Here is a 23838-nt window from a genome sequence, read left to right on the forward strand (position 1 = left end):
GACGCAGGGGCAGTCCGGAGCGAAGGCTCCGGACCGCAATCGTTGACCCGCGCACCGCGGGCGCGCGCCACGCCGCGCGTCTTAAGAACCATCAACGCCACATGAGGGAAACCCCGCGATAGATAACCCGAATGTCCACCCCGACAATTTCTATTATGCAGCCCCCCTCCCCCCGCCTAGACTGCATCAACAACGTCCTCCCCGGAGACCCCCATGCCCGCCTACGGCCCGCCGTTGAATTTCCAGCGCTGGATCCAAGACCACGCGCATCTTCTGAAGCCCCCGGTCGGCAACCAGCAGATCTGGCAGGACGCGGACTTCATCGTCACCGTCGTCGGCGGCCCGAACCACCGCACCGACTATCACGATGACCCGCTGGAAGAATTCTTCTACCAGATCAAAGGCAATGCCTGGCTGTCGCTGTGGATAGACGGCAAACCCGAACGCGTGGACCTGAAGGAAGGCGACATCTTCCTGCTTCCTCCGCACGTGCGGCACTCGCCGCAACGCCCCGAGACCGACAGCGCCTGTCTGGTCATCGAGCGCCAGCGCCCCATGGGCCTGGTCGACGGCTTCGAATGGTATTGCCCGCATTGCGGCCATCTGGTGCATCGCGTCGAAGTGCAGTTAAAGAGCATCGTCACCGACTTGCCGCCGTTGTTCCAGGGCTTCTATGCCAGCACGGAAAAGCGCACCTGCCCCGGCTGCGGCGAAATCCATCCGGGCAAAGGCCACGCCCCTTCACCCCAAGCCACCCCCGCCTAGGGCCTGACCCATGATCCAGAAAATCGACATGCACGCCCACTTCTTTCCGCCGATCACCCGGCAGGAAGCGGCCGCGCTGGACCCCATCAACGCGCCGTGGCTGCGCGCTGACGGCGATGGCACCACCGGCCAGATCATGGCGGGCGACCGGCCGTTCCGGCCCGTGGACGCGACCTTGTGGGACCCGGCGCTGCGCATCGCCCAGATGGACCGCCACGGCGTGGACGTGCAGATCCTGTGCGCCACGCCAATCATGTTCGGCTATACCTATCCGGGCCCGCCCGCAGCCGATTGGGCCGCCCGCATGAACGACCTGGCGCTTGAGCACTGCGCCCACGCGCCATCGCGCCTGAAGGCGCTGGCGCAGGTGCCGCTGCAAGACCTGGACCTGGCCTGCAAGGAAGCGTCGCGCTCGCGCGCCGCCGGCCACCTTGGCGTGCAGATCGGCAACCACGTCGGCCCCCGCGACCTGGACGACGACACGCTCGTGCAGTTCCTGATCCATTGCGCCGACAACGACATCCCGGTGCTGGTGCATCCGTGGGACATGATGACCGATGGCCGCATGAAGAAATGGATGCTGCCATGGCTGGTCGCCATGCCCGCCGAAACGCAACTGGGCATCCTATCCCTGATCCTGTCCGGCGCGTTTGAACGCATCCCCCGCAGCCTGAAACTGTGCTTTGCGCACGGCGGCGGCAGCTTCGCCTTCCTGCTGGGCCGCGTGGACAACGCCTGGCGGCATCGCGACATCATCCGCGAAGACTGCCCGCAACTGCCCTCGTCCTACACCGACCGCTTCTATACCGACAGCGCGGTGTTCGACCCGCGCTCGCTGCGCCTGTTGGTCGATGTGATGGGCGAAGACCGCGTGCTGCTGGGCTCCGACTATCCGTACCCGCTGGGCGAACAGGAAGTCGGCCGCCTGGTGACGCACGCAGATCTCAGCCCCTCGGTGCAGCAGAAGATCCTGCTGCGCAACACACTGACGTTTTTCGGCCTGAACACGTAACGCACCATCCGCACTTCACAACATCACGACCGTGCCACACGGCGACTCAAGGGAAAACACCATGAAACGCACCACTACGCTGGCCGCCGCTGCGGTCATGGGACTGGCCTTATCGGCCAACGCGATGGCCGACGTCAAAATCGGCCTGCTGACCACGCTGACCGGCCCCGGCTCCGTGCTGGGCCAGGACCAGTTGGACGGCTTCATGCTGGCCGTGGAGCAAGGCGGCGGCAAGTTGGGCGGCGTGCCCGTGCAGGTCATCAAGGAAGACGACCAGTTCAAGCCCGAAGTCGGTGTGCAGGCCGCGCGCAAACTGGTGCAGAGCGACAAGGTGCCGATCATCACCGGCGTGGTGTATTCCAACGTGATGCTGGCCGTGGTGCGACCGGTGACCACCGCCGGCGTGTTCCTGGTGGGATCCAACGCCGGCCCCACCAACCTGGCGGGCAAGGACTGTTCGCCCTATTTTTTCTCCACGTCCTGGAACAACACGCAGCGCCACGAAGGCAGCGGCGAAATGGCCAATCAGATGGGGTTCAAGAAGGTCTACCTGCTTGCGCCGAACTATCAGGCGGGCAAGGATGCGATGGCCGGCTTCAAACGTTTCTACAAGGGTGAAGTGGCCAACGAAGTCTTCACCCAGGTCAACCAGCCGGATTATTCCGTGGAACTGGCCGCGCTGGCCGATGCCAAGCCAGACGCCGCCTACGTGTTCTTTCCCGGCGGCATGGGCGTGAACTTCATCAAGCAGTACCGCCAGGCCGGCCTCTTCGGCAAGATTCCGCTGCTGTCGGTGGACACCATCGACGGCGCCACACTGCCCGCACTGCAAAAAGACGCGCTGGGCGCCGTGACCAACGTGCCGTACTCGCCCGACCTGGATAACGCCGCCAACAAGGCCTTTGCGGCCGCGTTCCGCCAGAAGTACGGCCGCGAACCCTCCAGCTACGCGGCGCAGTCCTTCGACGCCGCCCAGCTGATCGGTTCGGCATTGAAAAAGACCGGCGGCAAGACCGACGACAAGGACGCCTTGCGCAAGGCCATGGAAGCCGCCGATTTCCCCTCGGTGCGGGGCGAATTCCGCTATCAGCCCAACCACTTCCCCGTCGCCGGATTCTTCCGCGCCGACGTGGAGGCCGGCGCGGACGGCAAGGTCGCCTTCGTGAACAAGGGCCCCATCTTCCCTGACCTGTCCAAAGTCGCCGACCAGTACGCCGCCCAGTGCGTCATGAAGTGAAGCGGGCGGCCAAGACATCCGTCACGGCCGCCGGCAAGAGGTGAACCGATATGTCCACGACGCTGCTGCTGGTGCAGGCCTTGAACGGCCTGCAGCTTGGCATTCTGCTTTTCCTGCTGGCCGCCGGCCTGACGCTGGTGTTCGGCATCATGAATTTCATCAACCTGGCGCACGGCTCGCTTTACATGATGGGCGCCTTCATCGCGGCCACCGTGTTCCGCCACACCGGCTCGTTCCTGCTGGCCGCCGCCGCCGTCATCGCCGGCATGGCAGCGCTGGGCCTGCTGCTGGACCGCATCGCGCTGGCGCGCCTGTACCCGCGCGAACATCTGGACCAGGTGCTGGCCACGTTCGGCTTCATCCTGTTCTTCAATGAACTGACCCGCATCATCTGGGGACCTGCGCCCATCAGCATGGGCCTGCCGTCCTGGCTGACTGGCACGATCGACATCCTGGGCGTGACGTATCCGCTGTACCGCTTCCTGATCATCGTGGTGGGGCTGCTGGTGGGGGCGGGCTGCTACGTGCTGATCCACCGCACGCGGCTGGGCATGCTGATCCGTGCGGGTTCCACCGACCGCATGATGGTCGGCGCGCTGGGCGTGAACATCGCACGGCTGAATACGCTGCTGTTCGTGCTGGGCGCGGTGCTGGCGGGCCTGGCGGGGCTGATGGCCGGCCCCATCCTGTCGGCGCAGACCGGCATGGGCGAGCCCATCCTGATCCTGACGCTGGTGGTGATCGTGATCGGCGGCATCGGGTCGGTGCGCGGCGCCTTCCTTGCCGCGCTGATGGTGGGTCTGATCGATACGCTGGGCCGCGCGCTGCTGCCGACGCTGCTGCGCGCCGCCTTGCCGCCGGCTGCCGCCAACGCGGCCGGTCCGGCCATCGCATCGATGCTGATCTACGTGGTGATGGCGCTGGTGCTGGCCTTGCGGCCGCAGGGCCTGTTTCCCGTCAAGCACGGATAAGGGGGAATTCCATGCACAGGCTTTCTCCTCGAACCCTGGTGGCCGGCGTATTGCTGCTGTTGCTGGCGCTGGTTCCCGCCTACGCGCAATGGCAAGGCGAACCTTTCCTGCTGGCGCTGTTCGGCCGCGTGCTGGTCTACGGCGTGGCCGCGCTGGCGCTGAACCTGCTGCTGGGCTATGGCGGCATGGTCAGCTTCGGCCACGCGTTGTACCTGGGGCTGGGCGCGTATTCGGTGGGCGTGATGTCGCACTATGGCATCGAAAACGGCTGGCTGCATCTGGCGGGCGCGCTCGGCGCGTGCGCCGTGGTGGGGCTGGTCAGCGGTTATGTGGTGATGCGCACCTCGGGCATCGCATTCATCATGATCACGCTGGCATTCGCACAGATGTTCTACTTCCTGGCGACGGGGCTGGACGGCTTCGGCGGCGACGACGGCATGTCGCTGTTCGCGGGCAGCGACTTCGGCGCGTTCCGGCTGGATACGCCGCTGGCCCTGTACTACGCGGCCTTCGGCGTGCTGCTGGCCGTGCTGGGGTTGATGCACCGCATGGTCCACGCGCCCTTCGGCATGGCCTTGCGCGGCTGCCAGGCCAATGAACGGCGCATGCGCGCGCTGGGCTTTCCGACCTTGCGCTACCGCCTGGCCGCCTACGTGATTTCCGCGATGATCTGCGGCGTGGCCGGCGTGTTGCTGGCGAACCTGACGATGTATGTGTCGCCGTCTTACCTGGCCTGGACCACGTCGGGCGAATTGATCGTGATGGTGGTGCTGGGCGGCATCGGCACGCTGTTCGGCCCCGTCGTGGGTGCGCTGGCTTTCCTGCTTCTGGAAGAAGGCTTGAAGCTGCTGACGGACCATTGGATGCTGATCATGGGATTGTTGATCGTCGGCGTGGTGCTGGTGTCGCGGCGCGGCGTCTACGGCAATCTGCGCGACACGCCCTGGCGCCGCCGCGCGGCCCGGCCGCTGCGCCAGCCTTCGGGGGAACCGCTATGAGCGCGCTGCGTGTGGAAAACCTGGTGAAGCGCTATGGCGGCCTGACGGTCACCGACGACTTGTCGCTGGACGTGCATGCCGGCGAACTGCATGCCGTGATCGGGCCGAACGGCGCGGGCAAGACGACGCTGATCGGCCAGCTCAGCGGTGAACTGCGGCCCGACGGCGGTCGCGTGCTGATGGATGGCCGCGACATCACCCGCATGCCCGTGGAAAAGCGCGTGCGTCACGGCCTGGCCCGTTCATACCAGATCACCTCGGTCTTCAAGCCGTTCACGGCGCTGGAGAACGTGGTGATGGCGGTGCAGGCGCGGCGCGGCCACAGCTTCCGCTTCTGGCGCCCGGTGCTGTCCACTGCCGCGCTGACGGCTCCCGCCCAAGACGCGCTGGCGTTGGCCGGCCTGTCCGCCCGCGCCCACACGCCGGCCGGCGAGCTTGCCCACGGCGAACTGCGCCAGCTGGAACTGGCCATGGTGCTGGCCTGCCAGCCGACTTTGCTGTTGCTGGACGAACCGATGGCCGGCATGAGCCAGCACGAGTCCGAAGCCATGACCCGCCTGTTGCTGCAACTGCGCGGGCAATACACGATCCTGCTGGTGGAACACGATATGCAAGCGGTCTTCGCCCTGTCCGACCGCATCACGGTCCTGGTGTACGGCCGGGCGCTAGCTTGCGGCACGGCTGACGACATCCGCAACAACCCGCAGGTGCGCGAATGCTACCTGGGCAGCGAACGCGGCAGCCGTCGCGCGGCGGCGGACCCGCGCAAGCCGGGGGTGCCCGCATGAGCGCCCTGCTATCGCTGCGGGGCGTGACCGCGCACTATGGCGCCAGCCAGGCGCTGTTTGGCATCGATCTGGACATCGGGCCTGGTGAATTCGTGACCTTGCTGGGACGCAACGGCATGGGCAAGTCCACGACCGTGAAAACGGTGATGGGGCTGAACCGCGCGACCCAGGGCAGCATCGTCTTCGATGGACAGGACATCAGCCGGCTGCCCGCGTACAAGGTGGCGCAATGCGGCATCGGGCTGGTGCCGGAAGGACGCCACGTTTTCCCCAACCTGTCCGTGCGCGAGAACCTGGTCGCCACCGCGCACAATCGCCAGGGCGCGCCGCAACCGTGGACGCTGGACCGGGTGTACGCGATGTTTCCCCGCCTGTCGGAGCGCGCCCGCCACCTGGGCAGCCATCTGTCGGGCGGCGAACAGCAGATGCTGGCGATCGGCCGGGCGTTGCTGACCAATCCCCGCCTGCTGATCCTGGACGAGGCCACCGAAGGCCTGGCGCCCGTGGTGCGTGAAGAGATATGGTCCGCGCTGGACACGCTGAAGCAGACGGGGCTGGCGGTGCTGTGCATCGACAAGAATCTGGAACCGCTGCTGGCCACCGCCGACCATCACGCCATCGTGGAAAAGGGGCGCGTGGCCTGGACCGGCTCGTCGCAGGCATTCCTGGACGACGAGGCGCGGCTGTTGCAGTACCTGGGCGTTTAGGCGCTGCGGGCTTAGGGCCGGCGAGCCGGAAGTACCACGCCCAGGCGTGCGCTCCAGTCCGCCATCTGGTCCCACAGCGCAGGTGGCACGGGAATGCCGCGCTGCCGGCGTTCGGCCTGCGCGGCAGCCTCCGGGTCGCCCGGCATGCGGGGCGACCCGGGCGCCTGGGCCAATTCCATCGCCATCCCCGCCACGACGCCGGCCAACGCTGCGCCGCCGGCGAACCGCAGCGGATCGATCACGATGAAGAACGCGCCCAGTTCGCGCGGGCGATTCAGTTCGTCGTACATGGGCGAGATATGCGGTCCGAATGGATTGCCGTTCAATGGCCCGCACAGCAGTTCGACCATCATCGCCAGGCCGTAGCCCTTGTAGCCGTAGCCTTCGCCGCCCAAGGGGCGCAACGCGCGGACCTCTTCCGCATCGACGCAATCACGCCCTTGCGCATCCACCGCCACGCCGGACGGCAGCGCCACGCCGTCGCGCCGGGCGTTCATGACGCGGTTCCAGGGGATGGCCGTGGTCGCCATGTCCAGGCATAGCGGTTCGTCGCCCGCGCGCGGGAACGCCAGCGAAATGGGATTGGTGCCGAAGAACGCCTGATGGCCGCCGAAGGGCGCGGCGATCGAATCGGAATGCGTGAAGGCGATGCCGATCAGGCCCTGCGCGGCCGCCGCGCGGCTATACAGGCCGATCGCGCCGCAATGCGACGAATCGCTGACGCCCACCGCGGCGATGCCGGCCTCGCGGGCCAGCTCGATCGCCAACGCGTTGGCGCGATGCGCCACCACGATGCCCTGCCCTTGGCCGCCATGCAGTTGCGCCGTGCCCGGGCCGGTGCGCTCGATGCGGATGGCCGGGCACGCCAGGATGGAGCCGTGCGCCACGCGGTTCAGATAGTGGGGCAGCCGCGCGATGCCATGGGAATCGATGCCCCACAGGCTGGTCTGCGCCAGGCTCTCCGCCAGGCAACGGGCGTCCTCGTCGGCAAAGCCCTGGATCCGCAGGCAATCCTGGCCCCAGCGTTCCCATTCAACAGCATCGACTCGGCATTCCGCATTCATGCAGCACTCCTCAGGTAGCGGCCTCCACGGCGTGGATCACGCCATGCTGACGCAAGGTTTCCAAATGCGCCGTCAGCAGCGAGACGAACTCGGATGCGCCGCCCAGGTCGCCGAACACCGGTTTGAAACCGGACAGCACCATGGCGCGCCGGTGGGCCGCCTGCGATGGGGCCGACGCGCGCGCGGCCACCTCGGCGCGCGCCACCAGTTTGGCCAGGCGCGCCGCCATCGGATCCTGGATCTTGTAGCGGCCGCCCGACTCGTCTTCGCCGCGCAGGTAATGCAGCCACGCCGCCACCGCCAGCGTCAGGCGCTGGATATCGTCGCCGGTCCGCAAGCGGTCGCGGATCGTGTCCAGCAGGCGCTGCGGGACCTTTTGCGATCCATCCATCGCCACCTGCGAGGTCGGGTGCGGCAGCGCCGGATTGGCGATGCGCGCCAGGAAGCGGCGACGGTATTCGTCCAGCCCGCTATGGGGTATGCCCTTCAACGTCGGCGCGATCTCCAGCCGCATCATGGCGTCGACGAAGCCGCACAGGGCGGGCGTTTGCACCGACTGGCTGATCGTCTGGTGCCCCAGCAACGCGCCCAGATAGGCGAAGGTGGAGTGCGGGCCGTTCACCATGCGCAGCTTCAGGCGCTCGTAGGGCGCGGCGTTGCGCACGAACGTGGCGCCGCCGTGGCTGTCCCAGGCTGGCCGGCCCGCGGCGAACTTGTCTTCGATGACCCAGTTCATATAGGGCTCGCCGACCACCGGCCAGGCATCCTGCACGCCCAGCCGTTCGGTGATCCGCTGCCGGTCGGCGTCGCCGGTGCCGGGCACGATGCGGTCGACCATCGAATTCGGGAACGTGCAATGCGTGTCGATCCAGTGCGTCAGCCCCACATCCACCCGCAAGGCAAAGGCCAGCACCAGGCTGCGCAAGGTGTCGCCATTGCCGCGCAGGTTGTCGCAAGACAACAGCGTGACGGGTGGCAGGCCGCGTTCCCGGCGCAGCGCCAGTCCATAGACCAGGATGCCGATCGTGCTGCGCGGACGGTGCGGGTTTTCGAGGTCGTGGAGGATGTCGGGGTCGTCCCAGCGCAGGTGCCCGGTGGCCGGTTCATGGCTGTAGCCTTTCTCCGTCACGGTCAGGCTGACGATGCGGGTTTGCGGATAGGCGATCCGCTCCAGGACCGCGTTGGGGTCTTCCTCGGCGACCATCACGCGCAGCACCGAGCCCACCACGCGCAACTGTTCGCGGGTCTCGCCGTCGGGCCCGCCGTCGCGCAAGGCCAGGGTGTACAAGCCGTCTTGCGGCGTCAACGCATCGCGGGTGGCGGCGCTGCGCAACGAGACGCCCAGGATGCCCCAACTGAGGTCACCGCTGGCCTGCATCGCCAGATCCGTCATCACCGCCTGATGCGCGCGGTGAAAGGCTCCCAGCCCCAGATGCACGATGCCGGGCGTGAGCCGGCTGCGGTCATAGATGGGTTTTTCCACGTCTGCGGGCAGGCGCGGCAACGACTCCGTATTCAAACGTTCAAGCATGGTTGACCAATGGCGTAAGGCGCCATGCACCTGTCGGATGACCGGCCAGTCGGCGCGCGGATGAGGATATCCGCTGCCGCCGATTTCGTCGATATCGGCGACGTGACCTATTGCAACGCCGGCGCCCGCCATGCCGCCGCCGCTACATCACCGCGCCCAGGGCCCAGGGCACGAATTCGTTCTGGCCATAGCCGTGCTCTTCGCTGCGCGTGCGCCGGCCCGAGGCGGTCTGCAGCATCAGCTGGAATATCCGTTCCCCCATCTGCGCCACGCTCTGCGCACCGTCCACGACCTCGCCGCAATTGATGTCGATGTCATCGGCCTGGCGCTGCCACAGCGCGGTGTTGGTCGATAGTTTCAGGGACGGCGCGGGCGCGCAGCCGTACGCGGAGCCGCGCCCCGTCGTGAAGCAAATCAGGTTGGCGCCGCCCGCCACCTGCCCGGTGGCCGACACGGGGTCGTAGCCCGGCGTGTCCATGAAGACCAGGCCGCGCGTACGCACGGGTTCGGCGTATTCGAATACGTCGGTCAGGTTGGTGGTGCCGCTCTTGGCGATGGCGCCCAGCGATTTCTCCAGGATGGTGGTCAGTCCACCCGCCTTGTTGCCGGCTGACGGGTTGTTGTCCATTTCAGCGTCGTTGCGGGCGCAGTAGTCTTCCCACCATCTCACCCTGGCCAGCAGCTTGTCGGCCACGGCCGGCGTTTCGGCCCGGCGGGTCAACAGATGCTCGCCGCCATAGATCTCGGGCGTTTCGGACAGGATGGCGGTGCCGCCGTGGCGCACCAGCAGGTCCACCGCCGCGCCCAGCGCCGGGTTGGCGCTGATGCCCGAATAGCCGTCGGACCCGCCGCATTGAAGACCCACCGTCAGGTGGCTGGCCGGCACGGGCTGGCGGCGCACCTGATTGGCTTGTTCAAGCATCCGCTCCACCAGCTCGATGCCGCGCGCCACCGTCTTGCGCGTGCCGCCGGTGTCCTGGATGTTGAAGGTGTGCAGCAGGCCGCTTTCGCGCAGGCCCTCTTGCTCCATCAACCCGCCGATCTGGTTGGTTTCGCAACCCAGCCCCACGACCATCAGCCCGCCAAAATTCGCATGGCGCGCATAGCCGCCCAGCGTGCGCCGCAGCACCCGCAAGGGTTCGCCTTCGCTGCCCGTGGCACAGCCCGCGCCGTGGGTCAGCGCCACCACGCCGTCCACGTCCGGACAGGATGCCAGCGCATCGGGGTGGATGTCGCGCCGGAAATGGTCGGCGATGGCGCGTGCCACCGTGGCCGAACAGTTCACGCTGGTCAGGATGCCGATGTAGTTGCGCGTGGCGATGCGGCCGTCGGCGCGCACGATGCCGTCGAACGTGGCCGGTGGCGACACATAGTCGGTGGCATGCGCGCCCTGCCCCACGGCATAGTCGCGCTCGAAGTCCGAGAACTCCAGGTTCTGCGTGTGCACGTGCTGGCCCGGCGCAATGTCTTGCCGCGCCACCCCGATGATCTGGTTGTAGCGGCGCACGGGCTGGCCGGCCGCGATGGCGCGCACGGCGACCTTGTGGCCGGGCGGCACCAGGCCCTGCACCGTCACCCCTTCGCTTTCCAGCCGCGTGCCGCTGACCAGCTGGCGCCGGGCGATCACAACGTTGTCCGCCGGGTGGATGCGTATCACTGCCGTGTCGTTCTGGGACATGAGGACTCCGGAAAGTAAGGGGTGCGGATTCAGCGGACGCCTACCCGTCGATCAAGGCCGGATCCCAGGCATGGACGCGCTGGCGCTGCTCTCCGAGGCCCGCGATGCCCAGCTTCATCTCGTCGCCCGCCTTCAGGTACACGGGCGCGGGCTTCTGGCCCATGCCCACGCCCGGCGGCGTGCCGGTGCTGATCAGGTCGCCCGGATACAGCGTCATGAAGCGGCTGACATAAGCCACCAGCTGCGCCACGCCGAACACCATGGTGCGGGTGCTGCCGTTCTGGTAGCGCTTGCCGTTCACTTCCAGCCACATCTCCAGGTCTTGCGGATTGGGCACCTCGTCGGCGGTGGCCAGCCACGGGCCGACCGGACCAAACGTGTCGCAGCCCTTGCCCTTGTCCCAGGTACCGCCGCGTTCGATCTGGTATTCGCGTTCAGAGACGTCGTTCACGACGCAATAGCCCGCCACGTGCTTCATGGCGTCGGCTTCGCTGACGTAACGCGCCTTTTCACCGATCACCACGCCCAGTTCGACTTCCCAGTCGGTCTTGACCGACTCCTGCGGCAGCACGACCGGGTCATTGGGGCCGACGACGGCGGACGTGGGCTTCATGAAGATCACCGGCTCGGCCGGTACGGCCAAGCCGGATTCCGCGGCGTGGTCGGCGTAGTTCAGGCCGATGCAGATGAACTTGCCCATGCCGCTCCACGGCGTCGCCACGCGGCCGGGGTTCGCCACCAACGGCAGCGAGGACGGGTCCAGCGCGCGCAGTTCGGCAAGGCGGGCGCGACCAAGCGTCTGCCCGGTGATGTCGGGCAGCACGCCGGACAGGTCGCGCACCTTGCCCTGGGCATCGATCAGGCCGGGCTTCTCGGCGCCCTTGGCGCCATAGCGCATCAGTTTCATAGCGGGTTCCTTGTTGCGAAAAAGGGTTGAGCGTTCAATTGGACCAGCCGCCGTCGATCACTTGGGCGGTGCCGGTCGTGAAGGCGGATTCGTCGCTGGCAAGATACACCGCCAGCGCGGCGATTTCAGTGGTGCGCCCGATGCGGCCCATGGGCTGGCGCGCCGTGAAGGCGGCTTCCACCGCGGCGATGGACTGGCCGCTGGCCTGCGCCTGGGCCTCGATGCGCTGGCGCAACGACGGCGACTCCACCGTGCCCGGACAGATCGCGTTGCAGCGGATGCCCTGGGCCACGAAGTCGGCCGCCACGGCCTTGGTCAGCCCGATGACCGCGGCTTTGGTCGCCCCGTAGGCGCAGCGGTTCGGCGCCCCTTTGATGCTGCCTGCCACGGACGCCATGTTGACGATGGAGCCGGACCCTTGCGCCAGCATGCCGGGCAGGCAGGCGCGGATCAGCCGGTACATGGACCGCACGTTCAGGTTGAAGGAAAAGTCCCAGGCGTCCTCGTCGCAATCCAGGATGGTGCCGGCGTGCACGAAGCCCGCGCCGTTGAACAGCACGTCGATGGAACCTTCGCTGTCGGCCAGCGCCTGGATGGCGCGCCCGTCCGTCACGTCCAGCGCCTGGGTGCGGCAGCCGCCCAAGGTCTGCAGCGCCCCCCCGTTGATGTCCACGGCCAGCACGTCGGCGCCTTCGCGCGCGTAGGCTTCGGCCACCGCCCGGCCGATGCCCTGGCCCGCGGCCGTCACGATGGCGGTCTTGCCTTGCAGTCTTCCTGACATGGATGCGCTCCTGTTATTTGCCGGTCATGCCCATGGCGGTAGGCAGCCACAGCGTGATCTGGGGGATGTAGGTGATGGCGATCAATGCCACGAACAGCGGCACCAGCCAGGGAAGGATGGCCATCGTGGTGCGCTCGACCGACAGGCGCGCCACGCGGGCCAGCACGAACAGCACCATGCCCATTGGCGGATGCAGCAGGCCGATCATCAGGTTCAGGGTCATGATCAGGCCGAAGTGGATCGGGTCGATGCCCAGCTTCAGCACGATGGGCAGCAGGATCGGCACCAGGATCGTGATGGCCGCGATGGTGTCGATGAAGCAGCCGACGATCAGGATCAGCACGTTGGCCATCAGCAGGAACACCCACTTGTTCTGCGTCACGCTCAGGATGGCGTCGGTCAACGTCTGCGCGGCCTGGGTGGTGGTAAGCAACCACGCGAAGACGGATGCGGCCGTCACGATGAACAGCACCGAGGCCGTGGTCTCGATGGTGTCGAACGTGGCTTTGGCCAAGGTCTTGAACGTCATCGAGCGGTAGCGCACCAGCCCCAGGAACAGCGCCCAGATCACCGCGGCCACGGCGGCTTCAGTGGGCGTGAACCAGCCCAGCGTCATGCCGCCGATCAGGATCACCGGCGCCATCAGCGCCATCACGGCCGAAAAATTGAAGCGCCAATCCAGCGCGAGCAGCGCGACGAAGGCGACGCCGGTCGCCACGTTGGGCGACACCCCGGCCAGCGTCATCAGCCAGATGGACAACGGAAACGACAGCACGATCAGCACTTCCAGGCCTGCGCCGCCCAGGCGCTTCCAATTGAAAGCGACGTCGCCGCCCCAGTTGTTGCGGCGGGCGTAATAGGCCACGGTCAGCATCATCAATATCGTCAACACGGCGCCCGGCAAGAGGCCGGCCAGGAACAGCGAACCGATCGACACGTTGGCCATCATGCCGTAGATCACGAACGGCAGCGACGGCGGAATGATGGGGCCCAAGGTCGCCGATGCGGCGGTGACGCCCACGGCGAATTCGGTCTCGTAGCCGTGATCTTTCATAGCCTTGATCTCGATGGTGCCCAGGCCCGCGGCGTCCGCAATGGCCGTGCCCGACATGCCGGCGAACACCACGGACCCGATGATGTTCACCTGCCCCAGTCCGCCGCGCATCCAGCCCACCAGGGCCACCGCGAAGTTGTAGATGCGGCCGGTGATGCCGGCGATGTTCATGAGGTTGCCGGCCAGGATGAAAAACGGCACGGCCAGCAGCGGGAACGACTCCACGCCCGCGATCATGCGCTGCGCCACCACGACGTCCGGCACGCTGCCCGAGATCAGGACGAACAGCAAGGACGCGCCCGCCATGGACACCGCCACCGGCAGGCCCAGGATCATCAACAGCAAAAAGGTTCCAATCAGTGTGCCCATGGCTTGCTCCTGGAAAGGCACTGCGGATTCTTGAAGGTTTCGGTGCTGCGCCGTGATCCGGAGATCTCAATCCTGCGACTCGTAGGCCGAGGGGTTCTCCAGGATCGAATAGCCTTGCCGCCAGTTCTGCACGGACACCTGCAGCGATCGCAGGAACATCATGACGAAGCCCGCCAGGGCGACCCAGTAGACATAGGACTTGTTCCAGAACAGCGTGGTCATGGGTTCGTCGCCCACCAGCACGATGTAGCGGTAGGTCAGCCACACGGCATAGCCGAAGAAGGCCGTGCGCAGGATGTCGATCACCGTCGCCAGCACGCGGCCCGCCCGCTTGGGCAGGTAGCGATACAGGAAATCCACCTGGATATGGCGGCAGGCCCGCACGCACATCGCAGACCCCAGGAACACCACGCCGATCAGGCAGTACACCGCCAGCTCTTCGGTCCAGGCGTAAGAATCGTTCAGCACGTAGCGTGAAAAGAACTGCAGAAAGACCAGCATCGCCATCGCCCAGAACATGGCCAGGCAGATCCAGTCTTCAGGTTGGTAGCCCGCCAGGCTGACTTCATGATGGTCGGCCTCTTCGAAGCTCTGGACGATCTCGTCCACGGACGCCTGGTGCGGGCCCGCCGCAGACGCAGAGTGGCCGGGCGCAGCGCTCGGGCCGTGGCTGGCGGCCGCCATCGGCGCCGCCTTCGCGTTCAAGTGCATGGAGTTCCCCTGGTCGGAATCGGGTATAGGGCGGCGGACCGCAAGGGCCCGCCCGCGCGGCTTACTTCACCGCCTGGATCTTTTCCCAATCCGACTTCTGATAGCCGTATTGCTCGAACGGCACCTTCTCAAGCACGGTCTTGCGGAAGTCGTCCACATTGACCTCGGCCACGTTCAACCCGCGCTTCTTGAATACCTCGACCATCTTCTTCTCGCTGTCGGCCACTTCGGAGGACGCCTTTTCGGACGCCTGCTGGGCGACTTCGGAGAAGATCTTTTTGTCCTCGTCGGACAGGCTCTTCCACAGCTTGCCCGAGATCACCGTATTCAAGTGATCGACGATGTGGCCCGTCAGGACGATGTTCTTCTGCACTTCATAGAACTTCTTCGCCTCGATGGTGGTCAGCGGGTTTTCCTGCGCTTCCACCGTGCCGTTCTGCAAGGCCAGGTAGACCTCGGCGAACGCGATGGGCGCGGTGTTGGCGCCACAGGCGCGCGGCATCGCCAGGTACGCCGCCACGTCCGGCACGCGGATCTTCATGCCCTTCATTTCAGAGCATTTGGTGAAGGCGCGGTTGGAGGTCGTCTGGCGCGTGCCGTAATAGGTGGTAGCGACGATGTGGTTGCCGCTTTTCTCGTCGTAGCCGCGGGTCAGCTCTTTGTAGATATCGCTCTTGGTGTAGGCGATCAGATGTTCGGGGTTGCGGAAGATGTAGGGGTAGTACGTGACGCCGATCCGCGGAAAGCTCTTGGCCGCGAAGCTGGACCCGGAAATGATCATGTCCACCGTGCCGAGCGTCAGTCCCTGGTTGATGTCGTTTTCCTTGCCCAGCTGAGAGGCGGGATAGACATCGATGTGATAGCGGCCGTTGGTGCGTTTCTCGATCTCCTGGGCCGCCCATACCGACGAGGTATGGAAGGGTTCGGAGGTCTCGTACACATGCGCCCATTTCAGCTTGGTTTGCGCCAGCGCGCTGCCACTGGCGGCAAGCAGCGCGGCGGCAAACAGCACTTTGATAGCGTTGCCTCGATTCATGATGTCTCCTCTCTCTGAGGTAGCGAGTCCGGCGACTGTCGTCATGAGCGGCCCGCTTTATGTTTCACATGGGGATTTCACATACAGGTTGCACCTTCGTACAGCGACTACGGTTCCCCGAAGGCGTCAAGACGCCGCCGGTTCTTTGCTATCGGCACGCAACGCGTCCGCGCCCGCCGGCCAGCTGGCCGTCAAACGGTCGAACGAGCAAGAAAGATGGTGATGCATGGCGGCCCGCGCGGCGGCCTCGTCGCCGGCCCCGATCGCGGCGATGACGCGGCGGTGCTCGGTGATGGCGACGGCCCAGCTGTCGGGGTTCTCGAAGTAGTCGCCCAGCTTCACGGACAGGGGGTTGTGGCGTTCGTCGAACAGTTCGCCCACGACGCGGACCAGGACGGTGTTGCCCGCCATTTCCGCCACGCGCAGATGGAACAGGCGGTCGCCGCGGATGGGCACGCTGCCCGCCTGCGCCTCGTCCTCCATCGCGCCCACCGCTTCCAGCAGGCCGTCGAGCAGCGCGGGCACGGGGTTGCGGGCCGCCTGGGCAGCCAGTTCGCCTTCGATGGTCCAGCGCGCGCGGATGGTTTCCAGCGGGCTTTCGGCGGTCAGGCTGGCGCGCGGCGCGCCGGCCAGGCTCTGGACGTAGACGCCCGACCCCATGCGGACTTCCACCCACCCTTCGACCTCCAGCGCGATCAGCGCTTCACGCACTGACGGCCGCGACACGCCCAGCTTCAGCGCCAGGTCGCGCTCGGGCGGCAGCCGGGCGCCGACCGGGAATTCGCCCGCCTCGATCAGCAACCTGAGCTGGTCGGCGATCTGGCGATACAAGCGGCGGGGCTCGATAGTCTGGATCGGCATGGGAGTCGGTGGGTAGCAACGACAAAAAGGTAAAGTGGCCTTACCAATTGACCAGAATCCTGCGCCTGCCTTCGATCGGTCACAATTAGGGTTTGCCCATAGCCGCACGCCGCATCACGCGGGCAACCCTTATCTGTTAAAAAGCCGCCACACCCGGCCATCTTCCGCATCCATGACCTACGACCCGCAACACTCGCCCTTTAAAAGCACCGGCGGCCTGCGCCGCATCCTGAATGCGCTGCGCTACTCCTGGCAGGGCTTGAAGGCGGCCGTCAAGTACGAAGCCGCATTCCGCCAGGAACTGGCGCTGGCCGTGCTGATGATCCCGGCCGCGTTCTTCCTGGGCCGGACCACGGTCGAGGTCTTTTTCCTCGTGGGCACGGTGATCATGGTGCTGGCGGCGGAATTGCTCAATTCCGCCATCGAGGCGCTGGCCGATGCGCTGTCCGTCGAACGCCACCCGCTGCTGGGGCGCGCCAAGGACCTGGGCAGCGCAGCCGTGATGTTGCTGCTGATCTTCGCCGGAGCGGTCTGGATCGGGGTGGCCATCAGCCGTTTCGTCATGCATTGACACGGGCGGCGTCCCACGGGGGACGCGCCTGTCTTTATACTGGGAGCCATGATGCCTACATCGACGTCAGCCCCCTCTCAACGCATCGTCATCGTCGGCGGCGGTGCCGGCGGCCTGGAATTGGCCGCCAAGTTGGGCCGGATCCATGGCCGCCAACACATCACCCTGGTCGACAGCCGCCCCTTCCATATCTGGAAGCCCTCGCTGCATGAAGCGGCCGCGGGCACCCTCGACATCCACCAGGAAGGCCTGTCCTACCTGATGCTGGCCCACATGAACGGCTTTTCGTTCGCGCAGGGCCGCTTGCTGAGCGTAGACCGCGCGCGCCGCCAGATCGTGGTGGACGCCGTCAACGATTCGCAGGGCCAGGAAGTCCTGCCCCGCCGCGATCTCGGCTACGACACCCTGGTGCTGGCCCTGGGCAGCACCTCCAATTTCTTCAATACCCCCGGCGCGGCCGAACACGCCGTCACGCTGGACACCACCGAAAACGCCGAACAGTTCCGCCTGACCATGCTGAAGGCGATGGCGCAGGTCGACCTGGCCAAGGTGCGCAATCCGTCGGCCCGGCTGGATCTCGTCATCGTGGGCGGCGGCGCCACCGGCGTCGAACTGGCCGTCGAACTGACCGAAGCCAGCCACGTCGTCAGCGCCTACGGCCTGCCGAACTTCCGCGCCGAACGCGACCTGGCCATCACGCTGGTGGAAGGCGCGCCGCGCATCCTGTCCGCGCTGCCCGAAAAGATCTCCGAAGCCGCGACCAACCGGTTGAAGGAACTGGGGATCGGCGTGGAAACGTCCTGCCGCGTCTCGCAAGTGACCGGCAACAGCGTCAAGACCGCGGACGGCCGCGAATTCCCCGCCCAGCTATGCATGTGGGCCGCCGGCATCAAGGGCCCCGCCCTGCTGGCCGACCTGGACCTGCCGCTGAACAAGCTGGGCCAGCTGGAAGTGAACGAACGGCTGGAAACGACCGACCCGCATATCCTGGCGCTGGGCGATTGCTGCTCGGTACCGTGGCGCGACGGCCGCACGGTGCCCGCCCGCGCCCAGGCCGCGCACCAGCAGGCCGATTACCTGGCCAAGAAGCTGACGGCGCGCCTGCGCAACACGGCAGAACCCACCGGCCCCTACGTCTACCAGGACCACGGTTCGCTGGTGTCGCTGGGCCAGGACGCCGGGGTGGGCAGCCTGATGGGCAAGCTGGCCGGACGGGGACTGTTCGTAAGCGGTACACTGGCGCGCTTGATGTACATGAGCCTGCACCTGATGCACCATAAAGCGGTGCTGGGCATCTCTCGCACCGCCTCCCTGGCCCTGGCCCGCCTGCTTATGCGGCGCACGCGCCCCCGGGTCAAACTGCACTGAACTCCCCCATGAATTTCCTGCAAAAACTCGAACACGCCTGGACCACCAGCAACTCGCTCCTGCAAGTCGGGCTGGATCCCGATCCCCAACGCTTTCCGCGCGAATTGCAGGACAAGCCGGACGCCATCTTCCAGTTCTGCCGCGACATCGTCGACGCCACCGCGCCTTACGCTTGCAGCTTCAAGCCGCAGATCGCGTACTTCGCGGCGCACCGCGCCGAAGACCAGCTGGAAGCGCTGTGCCAGCACATCCGCGACAAGCACCCGGACCTGCCCATCGTGCTGGACGCCAAGCGTGGCGACATCGGCTCCACCGCCGAGAACTACGCCCGTGAAGCCTACGAGCGCTACCAGGCGCACGCGCTTACCGTCAGCCCCTACATGGGCCTGGATTCCGTCGAGCCCTACCTGGCCTGGCGCGACCGCGGCGTGATCGTGCTGTGCCGCACGTCCAACCCGGGCGGGTCGGACCTGCAGTTCCTGAAGATGGATAACGGCGAACCGCTGTACCTGCACGTCGCAGGCCTGGTGGCCGACAAATGGAACGCCAATGGCCAGTGCGGCCTGGTGGTGGGCGCCACGTTCCCGAACGAACTGGCCGCCGTGCGTCAGCGTATCGGCGATGCCCTGCCCTTGCTGGTGCCGGGTATCGGCGCCCAGGGCGGCGACATCACCGCCACGGTGAACGCCGGCGCCAACGCCGCCCGCAGCGGCATGATGATCAACTCCTCGCGCGCCATCATCTACGCCAGCGGCGGCGACGACTGGCGCGAAGCCGCCGGCCGCGCGGCCATGGGCTTGCGCGACGCGATCAACGCGGTTCGCTGAATCCGGTCGGAAAAAAGGGCTGCCTGTTGGCAGCCCTTTTTTTCGACTTTACCGCCGGTTGACCGGCGCGCCCACGAACTCCAGCAATCCCCGCAACGCGAATTCCACCGCGGCCTGGCGCACTTGCGCGCGGTCGCCCGGGAACACGTGCGTCACGGCGCGGCTGGTGATGCCGTCGCCCACCCGCATCGCGAAACCGAAGCACACCATGCCCACCGGCTTGCCCGGCGTGGCGCCGCCCGGGCCGGCGATGCCGGTGGTGGACACGGCCACATCCGCGGCAGGCGACGTCAGCAGCACGCCATTGGCCATCTCCAGCGCAACGGGTTCGCTGACGGCGCCGAAGTGATGCAGCGCGTCGGGGGAAACATCCAGCGCTTCCACCTTGGCCTCGTTGCTGTAGGTGACAAAGCCTCGCTCGAACCATTCGCTGGAGCCGGCGACCGAGGTCATCGCGCCGGCCAGCAGGCCGCCCGTGCATGATTCCGCAGTGCCAAGCATCCAGCCATGGCGCCGCATCGAATCGCCCAGCCGTTCGGCCAAGCCGACGGTCGTGGCTTCGGTCAACTGTGCGGCCGACAGGTTCGACCGCGATCCCGCTTCTTGTTGCTCGTTCATCCCAAGACTCCTGTGCGCGCGACCAGCGCCATCACCAGCAAAGCGTAGCCGGCCGCCACGATATCGTCCCACATTACGCCGAAGCCGCCCTTGATGTGGGCGTCGAAGAACTTGATGGGCGGCGGCTTGACGATGTCGAACAGGCGGAACAGCCCGAACGCCAGCAACTGCGACAGCCAGCCGGCGGGGGTCAACCAGAGCACCAGCCAGAACGCCACCATCTCGTCCCAGACCATTCCGACATGATCCGGCTGCCCAAGTTCACGGCCGACGCGGTGGCAGGCCCAGCAACCATACAGAAAAGCCAGCGCCAGGAACACGCCGATGGCCACGTCCGACGCGGCCGGCGCGGCCGCCACCCAGATACCCCAGGCCAGCAAGGTGCCCCAGGTGCCCGATGCCGGCCGGACGAGGCCGCTGCCCAGCCCGAATGCGATCAGGCGGCCCGGATCGCGGCACACCCAGGACAGGGGCGGATACACGGCCCGCCGGCGTTCACGCATGGACGGGGATGGCTTATCGGTAAGGGACATGGCGTTCCTGGGCCGTTGATAGAGGGGGAATGTCGGTAGGGAACCGCTGCGGATCAGGCCGCGGGAAAGTGATCGAAACCGGCCGGCAGCGCGGTCATCGGCTGGCCCTGCCCGTCCAGCACGGTCAGGCCCGGCTGCGCCAGCGTGTGGCCCACCCGGGTCACGCGGGCATTGGCTGCGCGAGCCGCTTGCCCCACGGCATCGCGGCGGGCGGCGGGCGCGGTAAAGCACAGCTGATAGACGTCGCCGCCGCCCAGCACCGCGCGGCGCAGCGGCGCCTCGTCCATGCCCGCCAGGGCCTCGGCCACCGGCATCCGGCCGTACTCCAGGCAAGCGCCCACCCGGCTGGCGGCCAGGATGTGGCCCAGGTCTTGCAGCAGTCCGTCGGACAGGTCGATGGCGGCATGCGCGATACCGCGCAGCGCCAGCCCCAGGGCAACCTGCGGTTGGGGCCATTCCAGCGCGCCGCGAGTGGCAGCCAGCAAGGGCTCGTCAGCCGGATACTGGCCGTCCAGCAGGCGGTAGGCCACATCGGCCGCGCCCAGTTCGCCCGATACCCAGATGTCGTCGCCGGCCTGCGCGCCGTCGCGCCGCAGCGCCTGCCCGGCGGGCACGGCGCCGAACACGGTGACGCTGATCGCCAGGTCATGCGCGCTGCGCGTGGTGTCGCCGCCGATCAGCGGGCAGCCATGGGCATCGGCCAATGCGTGAAAGCCGTCCGCGAACGCGGCCAGCCAGGGTTCGTCCAGACGCGGCAAAGCCAGCCCCAGCACGCAGCCGATGGGCCGGGCGCCCATGGCGGCCAGGTCGGACAGGTTCACGGCCAGGGCCTTGTGGCCGAGGGCGCGAGGATCCACGTCGGGAAAGAAATGCCGGCCTTCCAGCAGCAGGTCGGTGCTGGTGGCGACCTGTTCGCCAGGCGGCACGGGAAACAAGGCGCAATCGTCGCCCACGCCCAGCAAGCCCGCCGGCGCGGTCCGGGTGAAATAGCGCGCGATCAGATCGAATTCGGACGCCACGGCGACTCCGCTATCCGGCTCGGCGAGCCGGCATTAACGCCCACACGGGACGTACAGTCCCCAAAACCATGCGTCGCGCGCGTGACGAGGGAGCCCCCGGCCATGCGCCGCAAGAAACAGGTGCCCCCACATCCGGGCCGCGCGGAGCCGGCTCCGCCGGTCCGCAGCGGCGCCCCCCTGGGGGAAGCGCGCAGCGCTTCGGGGGGCTACCTCTTTGCCTGGACCTCGTTCGCACGCACGTCGGCGGCCAGCTTGTCGAGCACGCCGTTGACGAACTTGAAGCCGTCGGTGCCGCCAAACGATTTGGCAAGCTCAACGGCTTCGTTGATGGCAACCTTGTACGGCACTTCGACATGATGAATCAGTTCGAAGCTGCCAATCAAAAGGATGCCATGCTCAACGGGCGACAGCTCGGCCAGCGGGCGGTCGACGTAAGGCGTGAAACGCTCGCGCAGCGCGGGCGCTTCGCGCAGGACACCGTGCAGCAAGGTCTTGAACCACTGCGCGTCGGCCTCGGAAAAATCCTCGGTGTCGCGCAGGTGGGCATCGATCTCGCCGGCGTCTTGCGTGCCTTCGCCACCGCGCAGCAGCCACGCGTACACGCCCTGCAGCGCGAATTCGCGTGCACGGCGGCGGGCGCTGCGCGCGTTGGCGCGGGCTTGCGCCGCGCTATCAGCGCTGGTCGTCGTCTTCTTCGTCGTCAAAATCTTCGTCCTCGTCTTCGTCGTCTTCGTCTTCTTCCTCGGGTTCCAGCGCCGCCACCAGGTTGGCCATTTCAACGGCCACCTGAGCGCAATCGCGGCCCTTGCCGGCGGCGCGGGCTTGCGCCTGCTCGTCGGTGTCGACGGTCAACACGCCGTTTGCGACGGGGATGCCGGTTTCCAGGGAGATACGGGTGATTGCCATGGCCATTTCATTGCTGACCACTTCAAAGTGATAGGTCTCGCCACGGATGACGGCGCCCAGCGCGATCAAGGCGTCGAATTCAAACGTTTCGGCCATGTGGGACAGGGCCACGCCCAGTTCCAGGGCGCCGGGAACGGTGGCGACCATCACGTCGCGCTCGTCCACGCCCAGTTCGGCCAGTTCCTTCAGGCACGCTTCGAGTTCGGCCTGGCCGATTTCTTCATTGAAGCGGGCGCGTACGATGCCGATGTGCAGCCCTTCGCCGTTCAGGTCGGGGGTAAGGATGTAAGGGTTCATGTGTCGGCCTTCAGTGTGTTGCGGGAGTATTCTGCGGGTCGCAATCGTAACCCGTAATGGTGAGCGAAAAGCCCGCCATGCTGGGCATCTTGCGCGGCCGGGCCAGCAGCCTCATCTGGCCCACATTCAGGTCGCGCAGGATCTGGGCGCCGATGCCGTAGGTGCGCAGGCCGAAACGGTCCGTGCTGGCGGCCGCGTCGGCCTGGGCCTTCGGGTCGTTCCAGCCGGCGATCTGGCCGAACAGGTGCTCAGTGGACGATTGGCAGTTCATCAACACCAGCACCCCGGCCGGAGCGGCCGCAATGGCCTGCAGGGCTTGCGCCACGCCCCAGCTGTGCGGGCTGGCGCCGGTATCCAGCACGTCCAGCACGGAGGCCGGCTCGTGCACGCGCACCAGCGTTTCGACGTCGGGGCTCACGTTACCATGCACCAGCGCCAAATGGGCGGAGCCGGTGGCGGCGTCTTCATAGGCCACGGCCTCGAAGGTGCCCCAGGCCGTCTGCATGGGACGCTTGCCCACACGCTTGACGATGGATTCGTGCTCGCTGCGGTACTGGATCAGGTCGGCGATCGTGCCGATCTTCAGGTTGTGCTGGCGGCCGAATTCCACCAGGTCCGGCAGGCGGGCCATGGTGCCATCCGGCTTGAGGATTTCGCAGATCACCGCGGCGGGCGTCAGGCCGGCCATGGCGGTCAGGTCGCAGCCGGCTTCAGTATGGCCGGCGCGCACCAGCACGCCGCCGGGCACCGCGCGCACCGGGAAGATGTGGCCGGGCTGCACCAGATCCGCCGGCTTGGCATCGCGCGCCACGGCCACCTGGATGGTGCGGGCGCGGTCGGCGGCCGAGATGCCGGTTTCGACGCCCACGGCGGCTTCGATGGACTGCGTGAAATTGGTGCCGTATCGCGTGCCGTTACGGGCCGCCATCATGGGCAGCTCGAGTTGGCGGCAGCGCTCTTCGGTCAGCGTCAGGCACACCAGGCCGCGGCCATGCGTGACCATGAAGTTGATGGCTTCAGGCGTGACGAATTCGGCGGCCATGACCAGGTCGCCTTCATTTTCACGGTCTTCTTCGTCAACAAGGATGACGATACGGCCGGCGCGCAGCTCGGCGATGATCTCGGCAACCGAAGCGATGCCGAAGGATTCCGGCTCGGAGCCGGGCAAAGAGGACAACTGGACGGACATGGCGGGCACGCAAACCAGGCGGGAAAGCCCGGATTTTACC

Annotated in this window: 25 protein-coding genes; 10 read left to right on the plus strand and 15 right to left on the minus strand. The window is 66.7% G+C overall.

Annotated elements, in window-relative coordinates; translation table 11 throughout:
* The first annotated feature begins 213 nt into the window (after window positions 1–213).
* From ACO6D5_RS17920 to ACO6D5_RS17950, 7 genes are all read left to right on the plus strand, one after another.
* A complete protein-coding gene (locus ACO6D5_RS17920) occupies window positions 214–765 on the plus strand; it encodes a 3-hydroxyanthranilate 3,4-dioxygenase (RefSeq protein ID WP_485826098.1) in 552 nt (183 codons plus the stop codon).
* A 10-nt stretch (window positions 766–775) separates the two neighbouring features.
* Window positions 776–1777, plus strand: a complete 1002-nt coding sequence (locus tag ACO6D5_RS17925) for an amidohydrolase family protein (protein WP_315845502.1) — start codon at window positions 776–778, stop codon at window positions 1775–1777.
* Window positions 1778–1838: 61 nt separating this feature from the next.
* Window positions 1839–3014 carry an ABC transporter substrate-binding protein gene (locus ACO6D5_RS17930; protein ID WP_485826099.1) on the plus strand — a complete coding sequence of 392 codons (1176 nt, stop codon included), beginning with the start codon at window positions 1839–1841 and terminating at the stop codon, window positions 3012–3014.
* A 50-nt stretch (window positions 3015–3064) separates the two neighbouring features.
* Window positions 3065–3985 carry a branched-chain amino acid ABC transporter permease gene (locus ACO6D5_RS17935; protein ID WP_485826100.1) on the plus strand — a complete coding sequence of 307 codons (921 nt, stop codon included), beginning with the start codon at window positions 3065–3067 and terminating at the stop codon, window positions 3983–3985.
* Between the two features lie 11 nt (window positions 3986–3996).
* Window positions 3997–4983, plus strand: coding sequence for a branched-chain amino acid ABC transporter permease (locus ACO6D5_RS17940; RefSeq protein WP_485826101.1), 987 nt, complete (start codon window positions 3997–3999; stop codon window positions 4981–4983).
* Entirely contained in the window at window positions 4980–5771 is a 792-nt protein-coding gene (locus ACO6D5_RS17945; protein ID WP_485826102.1) for an ABC transporter ATP-binding protein, read from the plus strand. The genes ACO6D5_RS17940 and ACO6D5_RS17945 overlap by 4 nt, the downstream gene beginning before the upstream one ends.
* Entirely contained in the window at window positions 5768–6478 is a 711-nt protein-coding gene (locus ACO6D5_RS17950; protein WP_315845507.1) for an ABC transporter ATP-binding protein, read from the plus strand. Before ACO6D5_RS17945 ends, ACO6D5_RS17950 begins: the two co-directional genes overlap by 4 nt.
* Window positions 6479–6489: 11 nt before the next feature.
* Here ACO6D5_RS17950 and ACO6D5_RS17955 read toward each other — a convergent pair whose 3' ends face one another.
* From ACO6D5_RS17955 to ACO6D5_RS17995, 9 genes are all read right to left on the minus strand, one after another.
* Window positions 6490–7542: an Ldh family oxidoreductase gene (locus ACO6D5_RS17955; RefSeq protein WP_485826103.1), complete on the minus strand. Its 1053-nt coding sequence runs from the start codon at window positions 7540–7542 to the stop codon at window positions 6490–6492.
* Between the two features lie 10 nt (window positions 7543–7552).
* Window positions 7553–9073 (minus strand): mannitol dehydrogenase family protein, encoded by a 1521-nt coding sequence (locus tag ACO6D5_RS17960; RefSeq protein WP_315845509.1) that lies wholly within the window; start codon window positions 9071–9073, stop codon window positions 7553–7555.
* Window positions 9074–9215: 142 nt separating this feature from the next.
* Complete coding sequence (locus ACO6D5_RS17965) at window positions 9216–10751, minus strand: UxaA family hydrolase (protein WP_485826104.1); 1536 nt, start codon at window positions 10749–10751, stop codon at window positions 9216–9218.
* 40 nt (window positions 10752–10791) lie between these two features.
* A complete protein-coding gene (locus tag ACO6D5_RS17970; RefSeq protein ID WP_315845511.1) occupies window positions 10792–11658 on the minus strand; it encodes a fumarylacetoacetate hydrolase family protein in 867 nt (288 codons plus the stop codon).
* Between the two features lie 34 nt (window positions 11659–11692).
* Window positions 11693–12439: an SDR family oxidoreductase gene (locus ACO6D5_RS17975; protein ID WP_315845512.1), complete on the minus strand. Its 747-nt coding sequence runs from the start codon at window positions 12437–12439 to the stop codon at window positions 11693–11695.
* A gap of 13 nt (window positions 12440–12452) precedes the next feature.
* On the minus strand, window positions 12453–13862 hold the full coding sequence (locus tag ACO6D5_RS17980) for a TRAP transporter large permease subunit (protein ID WP_315845513.1): 1410 nt from the start codon (window positions 13860–13862) through the stop codon (window positions 12453–12455).
* A gap of 66 nt (window positions 13863–13928) precedes the next feature.
* Window positions 13929–14573, minus strand: a complete 645-nt coding sequence (locus ACO6D5_RS17985) for a TRAP transporter small permease (RefSeq protein ID WP_485826105.1) — start codon at window positions 14571–14573, stop codon at window positions 13929–13931.
* A 61-nt stretch (window positions 14574–14634) separates the two neighbouring features.
* Entirely contained in the window at window positions 14635–15609 is a 975-nt protein-coding gene (locus ACO6D5_RS17990) for a sialic acid TRAP transporter substrate-binding protein SiaP (protein WP_315845515.1), read from the minus strand.
* Between the two features lie 126 nt (window positions 15610–15735).
* A complete protein-coding gene (locus tag ACO6D5_RS17995) occupies window positions 15736–16470 on the minus strand; it encodes a FadR/GntR family transcriptional regulator (protein ID WP_485826106.1) in 735 nt (244 codons plus the stop codon).
* A gap of 172 nt (window positions 16471–16642) precedes the next feature.
* On the opposite strand from ACO6D5_RS17995, the gene ACO6D5_RS18000 reads away from it, so the two are divergent.
* Genes ACO6D5_RS18000 through pyrF form a run of 3 tightly spaced genes read left to right on the plus strand, consistent with a single transcriptional unit; the run spans window position 16643 to window position 19236 of the window.
* Window positions 16643–17041 carry a diacylglycerol kinase gene (locus ACO6D5_RS18000; RefSeq protein ID WP_006227620.1) on the plus strand — a complete coding sequence of 133 codons (399 nt, stop codon included), beginning with the start codon at window positions 16643–16645 and terminating at the stop codon, window positions 17039–17041.
* Window positions 17042–17089: 48 nt separating this feature from the next.
* Window positions 17090–18409, plus strand: a complete 1320-nt coding sequence (locus ACO6D5_RS18005; RefSeq protein WP_485826107.1) for an NAD(P)/FAD-dependent oxidoreductase — start codon at window positions 17090–17092, stop codon at window positions 18407–18409.
* A gap of 8 nt (window positions 18410–18417) precedes the next feature.
* Window positions 18418–19236, plus strand: a complete 819-nt coding sequence (gene pyrF / locus ACO6D5_RS18010; RefSeq protein WP_006227618.1) for an orotidine-5'-phosphate decarboxylase — start codon at window positions 18418–18420, stop codon at window positions 19234–19236.
* Between the two features lie 48 nt (window positions 19237–19284).
* Here pyrF and ACO6D5_RS18015 read toward each other — a convergent pair whose 3' ends face one another.
* The 6 genes from ACO6D5_RS18015 to ribBA all read right to left on the minus strand — a co-directional run bounded on the left by ACO6D5_RS18015 (window position 19285) and on the right by ribBA (window position 23798).
* Window positions 19285–19854, minus strand: coding sequence for a CinA family protein (locus tag ACO6D5_RS18015; RefSeq protein WP_485826108.1), 570 nt, complete (start codon window positions 19852–19854; stop codon window positions 19285–19287).
* Window positions 19851–20357, minus strand: coding sequence for a phosphatidylglycerophosphatase A (locus ACO6D5_RS18020; RefSeq protein WP_315845542.1), 507 nt, complete (start codon window positions 20355–20357; stop codon window positions 19851–19853). The genes ACO6D5_RS18015 and ACO6D5_RS18020 overlap by 4 nt, the downstream gene beginning before the upstream one ends.
* A gap of 83 nt (window positions 20358–20440) precedes the next feature.
* Window positions 20441–21406 (minus strand): thiamine-phosphate kinase, encoded by a 966-nt coding sequence (thiL, locus tag ACO6D5_RS18025; protein ID WP_315845519.1) that lies wholly within the window; start codon window positions 21404–21406, stop codon window positions 20441–20443.
* Window positions 21407–21612: 206 nt separating this feature from the next.
* The gene (nusB, locus tag ACO6D5_RS18030; RefSeq protein ID WP_315845520.1) at window positions 21613–22110 is read right to left on the minus strand and encodes a transcription antitermination factor NusB; all 498 of its coding nucleotides are present in this window, start codon (window positions 22108–22110) and stop codon (window positions 21613–21615) included.
* Window positions 22079–22609 carry a 6,7-dimethyl-8-ribityllumazine synthase gene (ribH, locus tag ACO6D5_RS18035; protein WP_006227613.1) on the minus strand — a complete coding sequence of 177 codons (531 nt, stop codon included), beginning with the start codon at window positions 22607–22609 and terminating at the stop codon, window positions 22079–22081. The genes nusB and ribH overlap by 32 nt, the downstream gene beginning before the upstream one ends.
* Window positions 22610–22619: 10 nt before the next feature.
* Window positions 22620–23798: a bifunctional 3,4-dihydroxy-2-butanone-4-phosphate synthase/GTP cyclohydrolase II gene (ribBA, locus tag ACO6D5_RS18040; RefSeq protein ID WP_485826109.1), complete on the minus strand. Its 1179-nt coding sequence runs from the start codon at window positions 23796–23798 to the stop codon at window positions 22620–22622.
* Window positions 23799–23838 lie beyond the last annotated feature (40 nt).

The sequence above is a fragment of the Achromobacter sp. genome (genome assembly GCF_057314935.1).

Excerpts from the sequence above, each read along its gene's own strand:
- ACO6D5_RS17920 (WP_485826098.1), top strand. The coding sequence starts at position 214 with ATGCCCGCCTACGGCCCGCCGTTGAATTTCCAGCGCTGGATCCAAGAC.
- ACO6D5_RS17925 (WP_315845502.1), top strand. The coding sequence starts at position 776 with ATGATCCAGAAAATCGACATGCACGCCCACTTCTTTCCGCCGATCACC.
- ACO6D5_RS17930 (WP_485826099.1), top strand. The coding sequence starts at position 1,839 with ATGAAACGCACCACTACGCTGGCCGCCGCTGCGGTCATGGGACTGGCC.
- ACO6D5_RS17935 (WP_485826100.1), top strand. The coding sequence starts at position 3,065 with ATGTCCACGACGCTGCTGCTGGTGCAGGCCTTGAACGGCCTGCAGCTT.
- ACO6D5_RS17940 (WP_485826101.1), top strand. The coding sequence starts at position 3,997 with ATGCACAGGCTTTCTCCTCGAACCCTGGTGGCCGGCGTATTGCTGCTG.
- ACO6D5_RS17945 (WP_485826102.1), top strand. The coding sequence starts at position 4,980 with ATGAGCGCGCTGCGTGTGGAAAACCTGGTGAAGCGCTATGGCGGCCTG.
- ACO6D5_RS17950 (WP_315845507.1), top strand. The coding sequence starts at position 5,768 with ATGAGCGCCCTGCTATCGCTGCGGGGCGTGACCGCGCACTATGGCGCC.
- ACO6D5_RS17955 (WP_485826103.1), bottom strand. The coding sequence starts at position 7,542 with ATGAATGCGGAATGCCGAGTCGATGCTGTTGAATGGGAACGCTGGGGC.
- ACO6D5_RS17960 (WP_315845509.1), bottom strand. The coding sequence starts at position 9,073 with ATGCTTGAACGTTTGAATACGGAGTCGTTGCCGCGCCTGCCCGCAGAC.
- ACO6D5_RS17965 (WP_485826104.1), bottom strand. The coding sequence starts at position 10,751 with ATGTCCCAGAACGACACGGCAGTGATACGCATCCACCCGGCGGACAAC.
- ACO6D5_RS17970 (WP_315845511.1), bottom strand. The coding sequence starts at position 11,658 with ATGAAACTGATGCGCTATGGCGCCAAGGGCGCCGAGAAGCCCGGCCTG.
- ACO6D5_RS17975 (WP_315845512.1), bottom strand. The coding sequence starts at position 12,439 with ATGTCAGGAAGACTGCAAGGCAAGACCGCCATCGTGACGGCCGCGGGC.
- ACO6D5_RS17980 (WP_315845513.1), bottom strand. The coding sequence starts at position 13,862 with ATGGGCACACTGATTGGAACCTTTTTGCTGTTGATGATCCTGGGCCTG.
- ACO6D5_RS17985 (WP_485826105.1), bottom strand. The coding sequence starts at position 14,573 with ATGCACTTGAACGCGAAGGCGGCGCCGATGGCGGCCGCCAGCCACGGC.
- ACO6D5_RS17990 (WP_315845515.1), bottom strand. The coding sequence starts at position 15,609 with ATGAATCGAGGCAACGCTATCAAAGTGCTGTTTGCCGCCGCGCTGCTT.
- ACO6D5_RS17995 (WP_485826106.1), bottom strand. The coding sequence starts at position 16,470 with ATGCCGATCCAGACTATCGAGCCCCGCCGCTTGTATCGCCAGATCGCC.
- ACO6D5_RS18000 (WP_006227620.1), top strand. The coding sequence starts at position 16,643 with ATGACCTACGACCCGCAACACTCGCCCTTTAAAAGCACCGGCGGCCTG.
- ACO6D5_RS18005 (WP_485826107.1), top strand. The coding sequence starts at position 17,090 with ATGATGCCTACATCGACGTCAGCCCCCTCTCAACGCATCGTCATCGTC.
- pyrF (WP_006227618.1), top strand. The coding sequence starts at position 18,418 with ATGAATTTCCTGCAAAAACTCGAACACGCCTGGACCACCAGCAACTCG.
- ACO6D5_RS18015 (WP_485826108.1), bottom strand. The coding sequence starts at position 19,854 with ATGAACGAGCAACAAGAAGCGGGATCGCGGTCGAACCTGTCGGCCGCA.
- ACO6D5_RS18020 (WP_315845542.1), bottom strand. The coding sequence starts at position 20,357 with ATGCGTGAACGCCGGCGGGCCGTGTATCCGCCCCTGTCCTGGGTGTGC.
- ribH (WP_006227613.1), bottom strand. The coding sequence starts at position 22,609 with ATGAACCCTTACATCCTTACCCCCGACCTGAACGGCGAAGGGCTGCAC.
- ribBA (WP_485826109.1), bottom strand. The coding sequence starts at position 23,798 with ATGTCCGTCCAGTTGTCCTCTTTGCCCGGCTCCGAGCCGGAATCCTTC.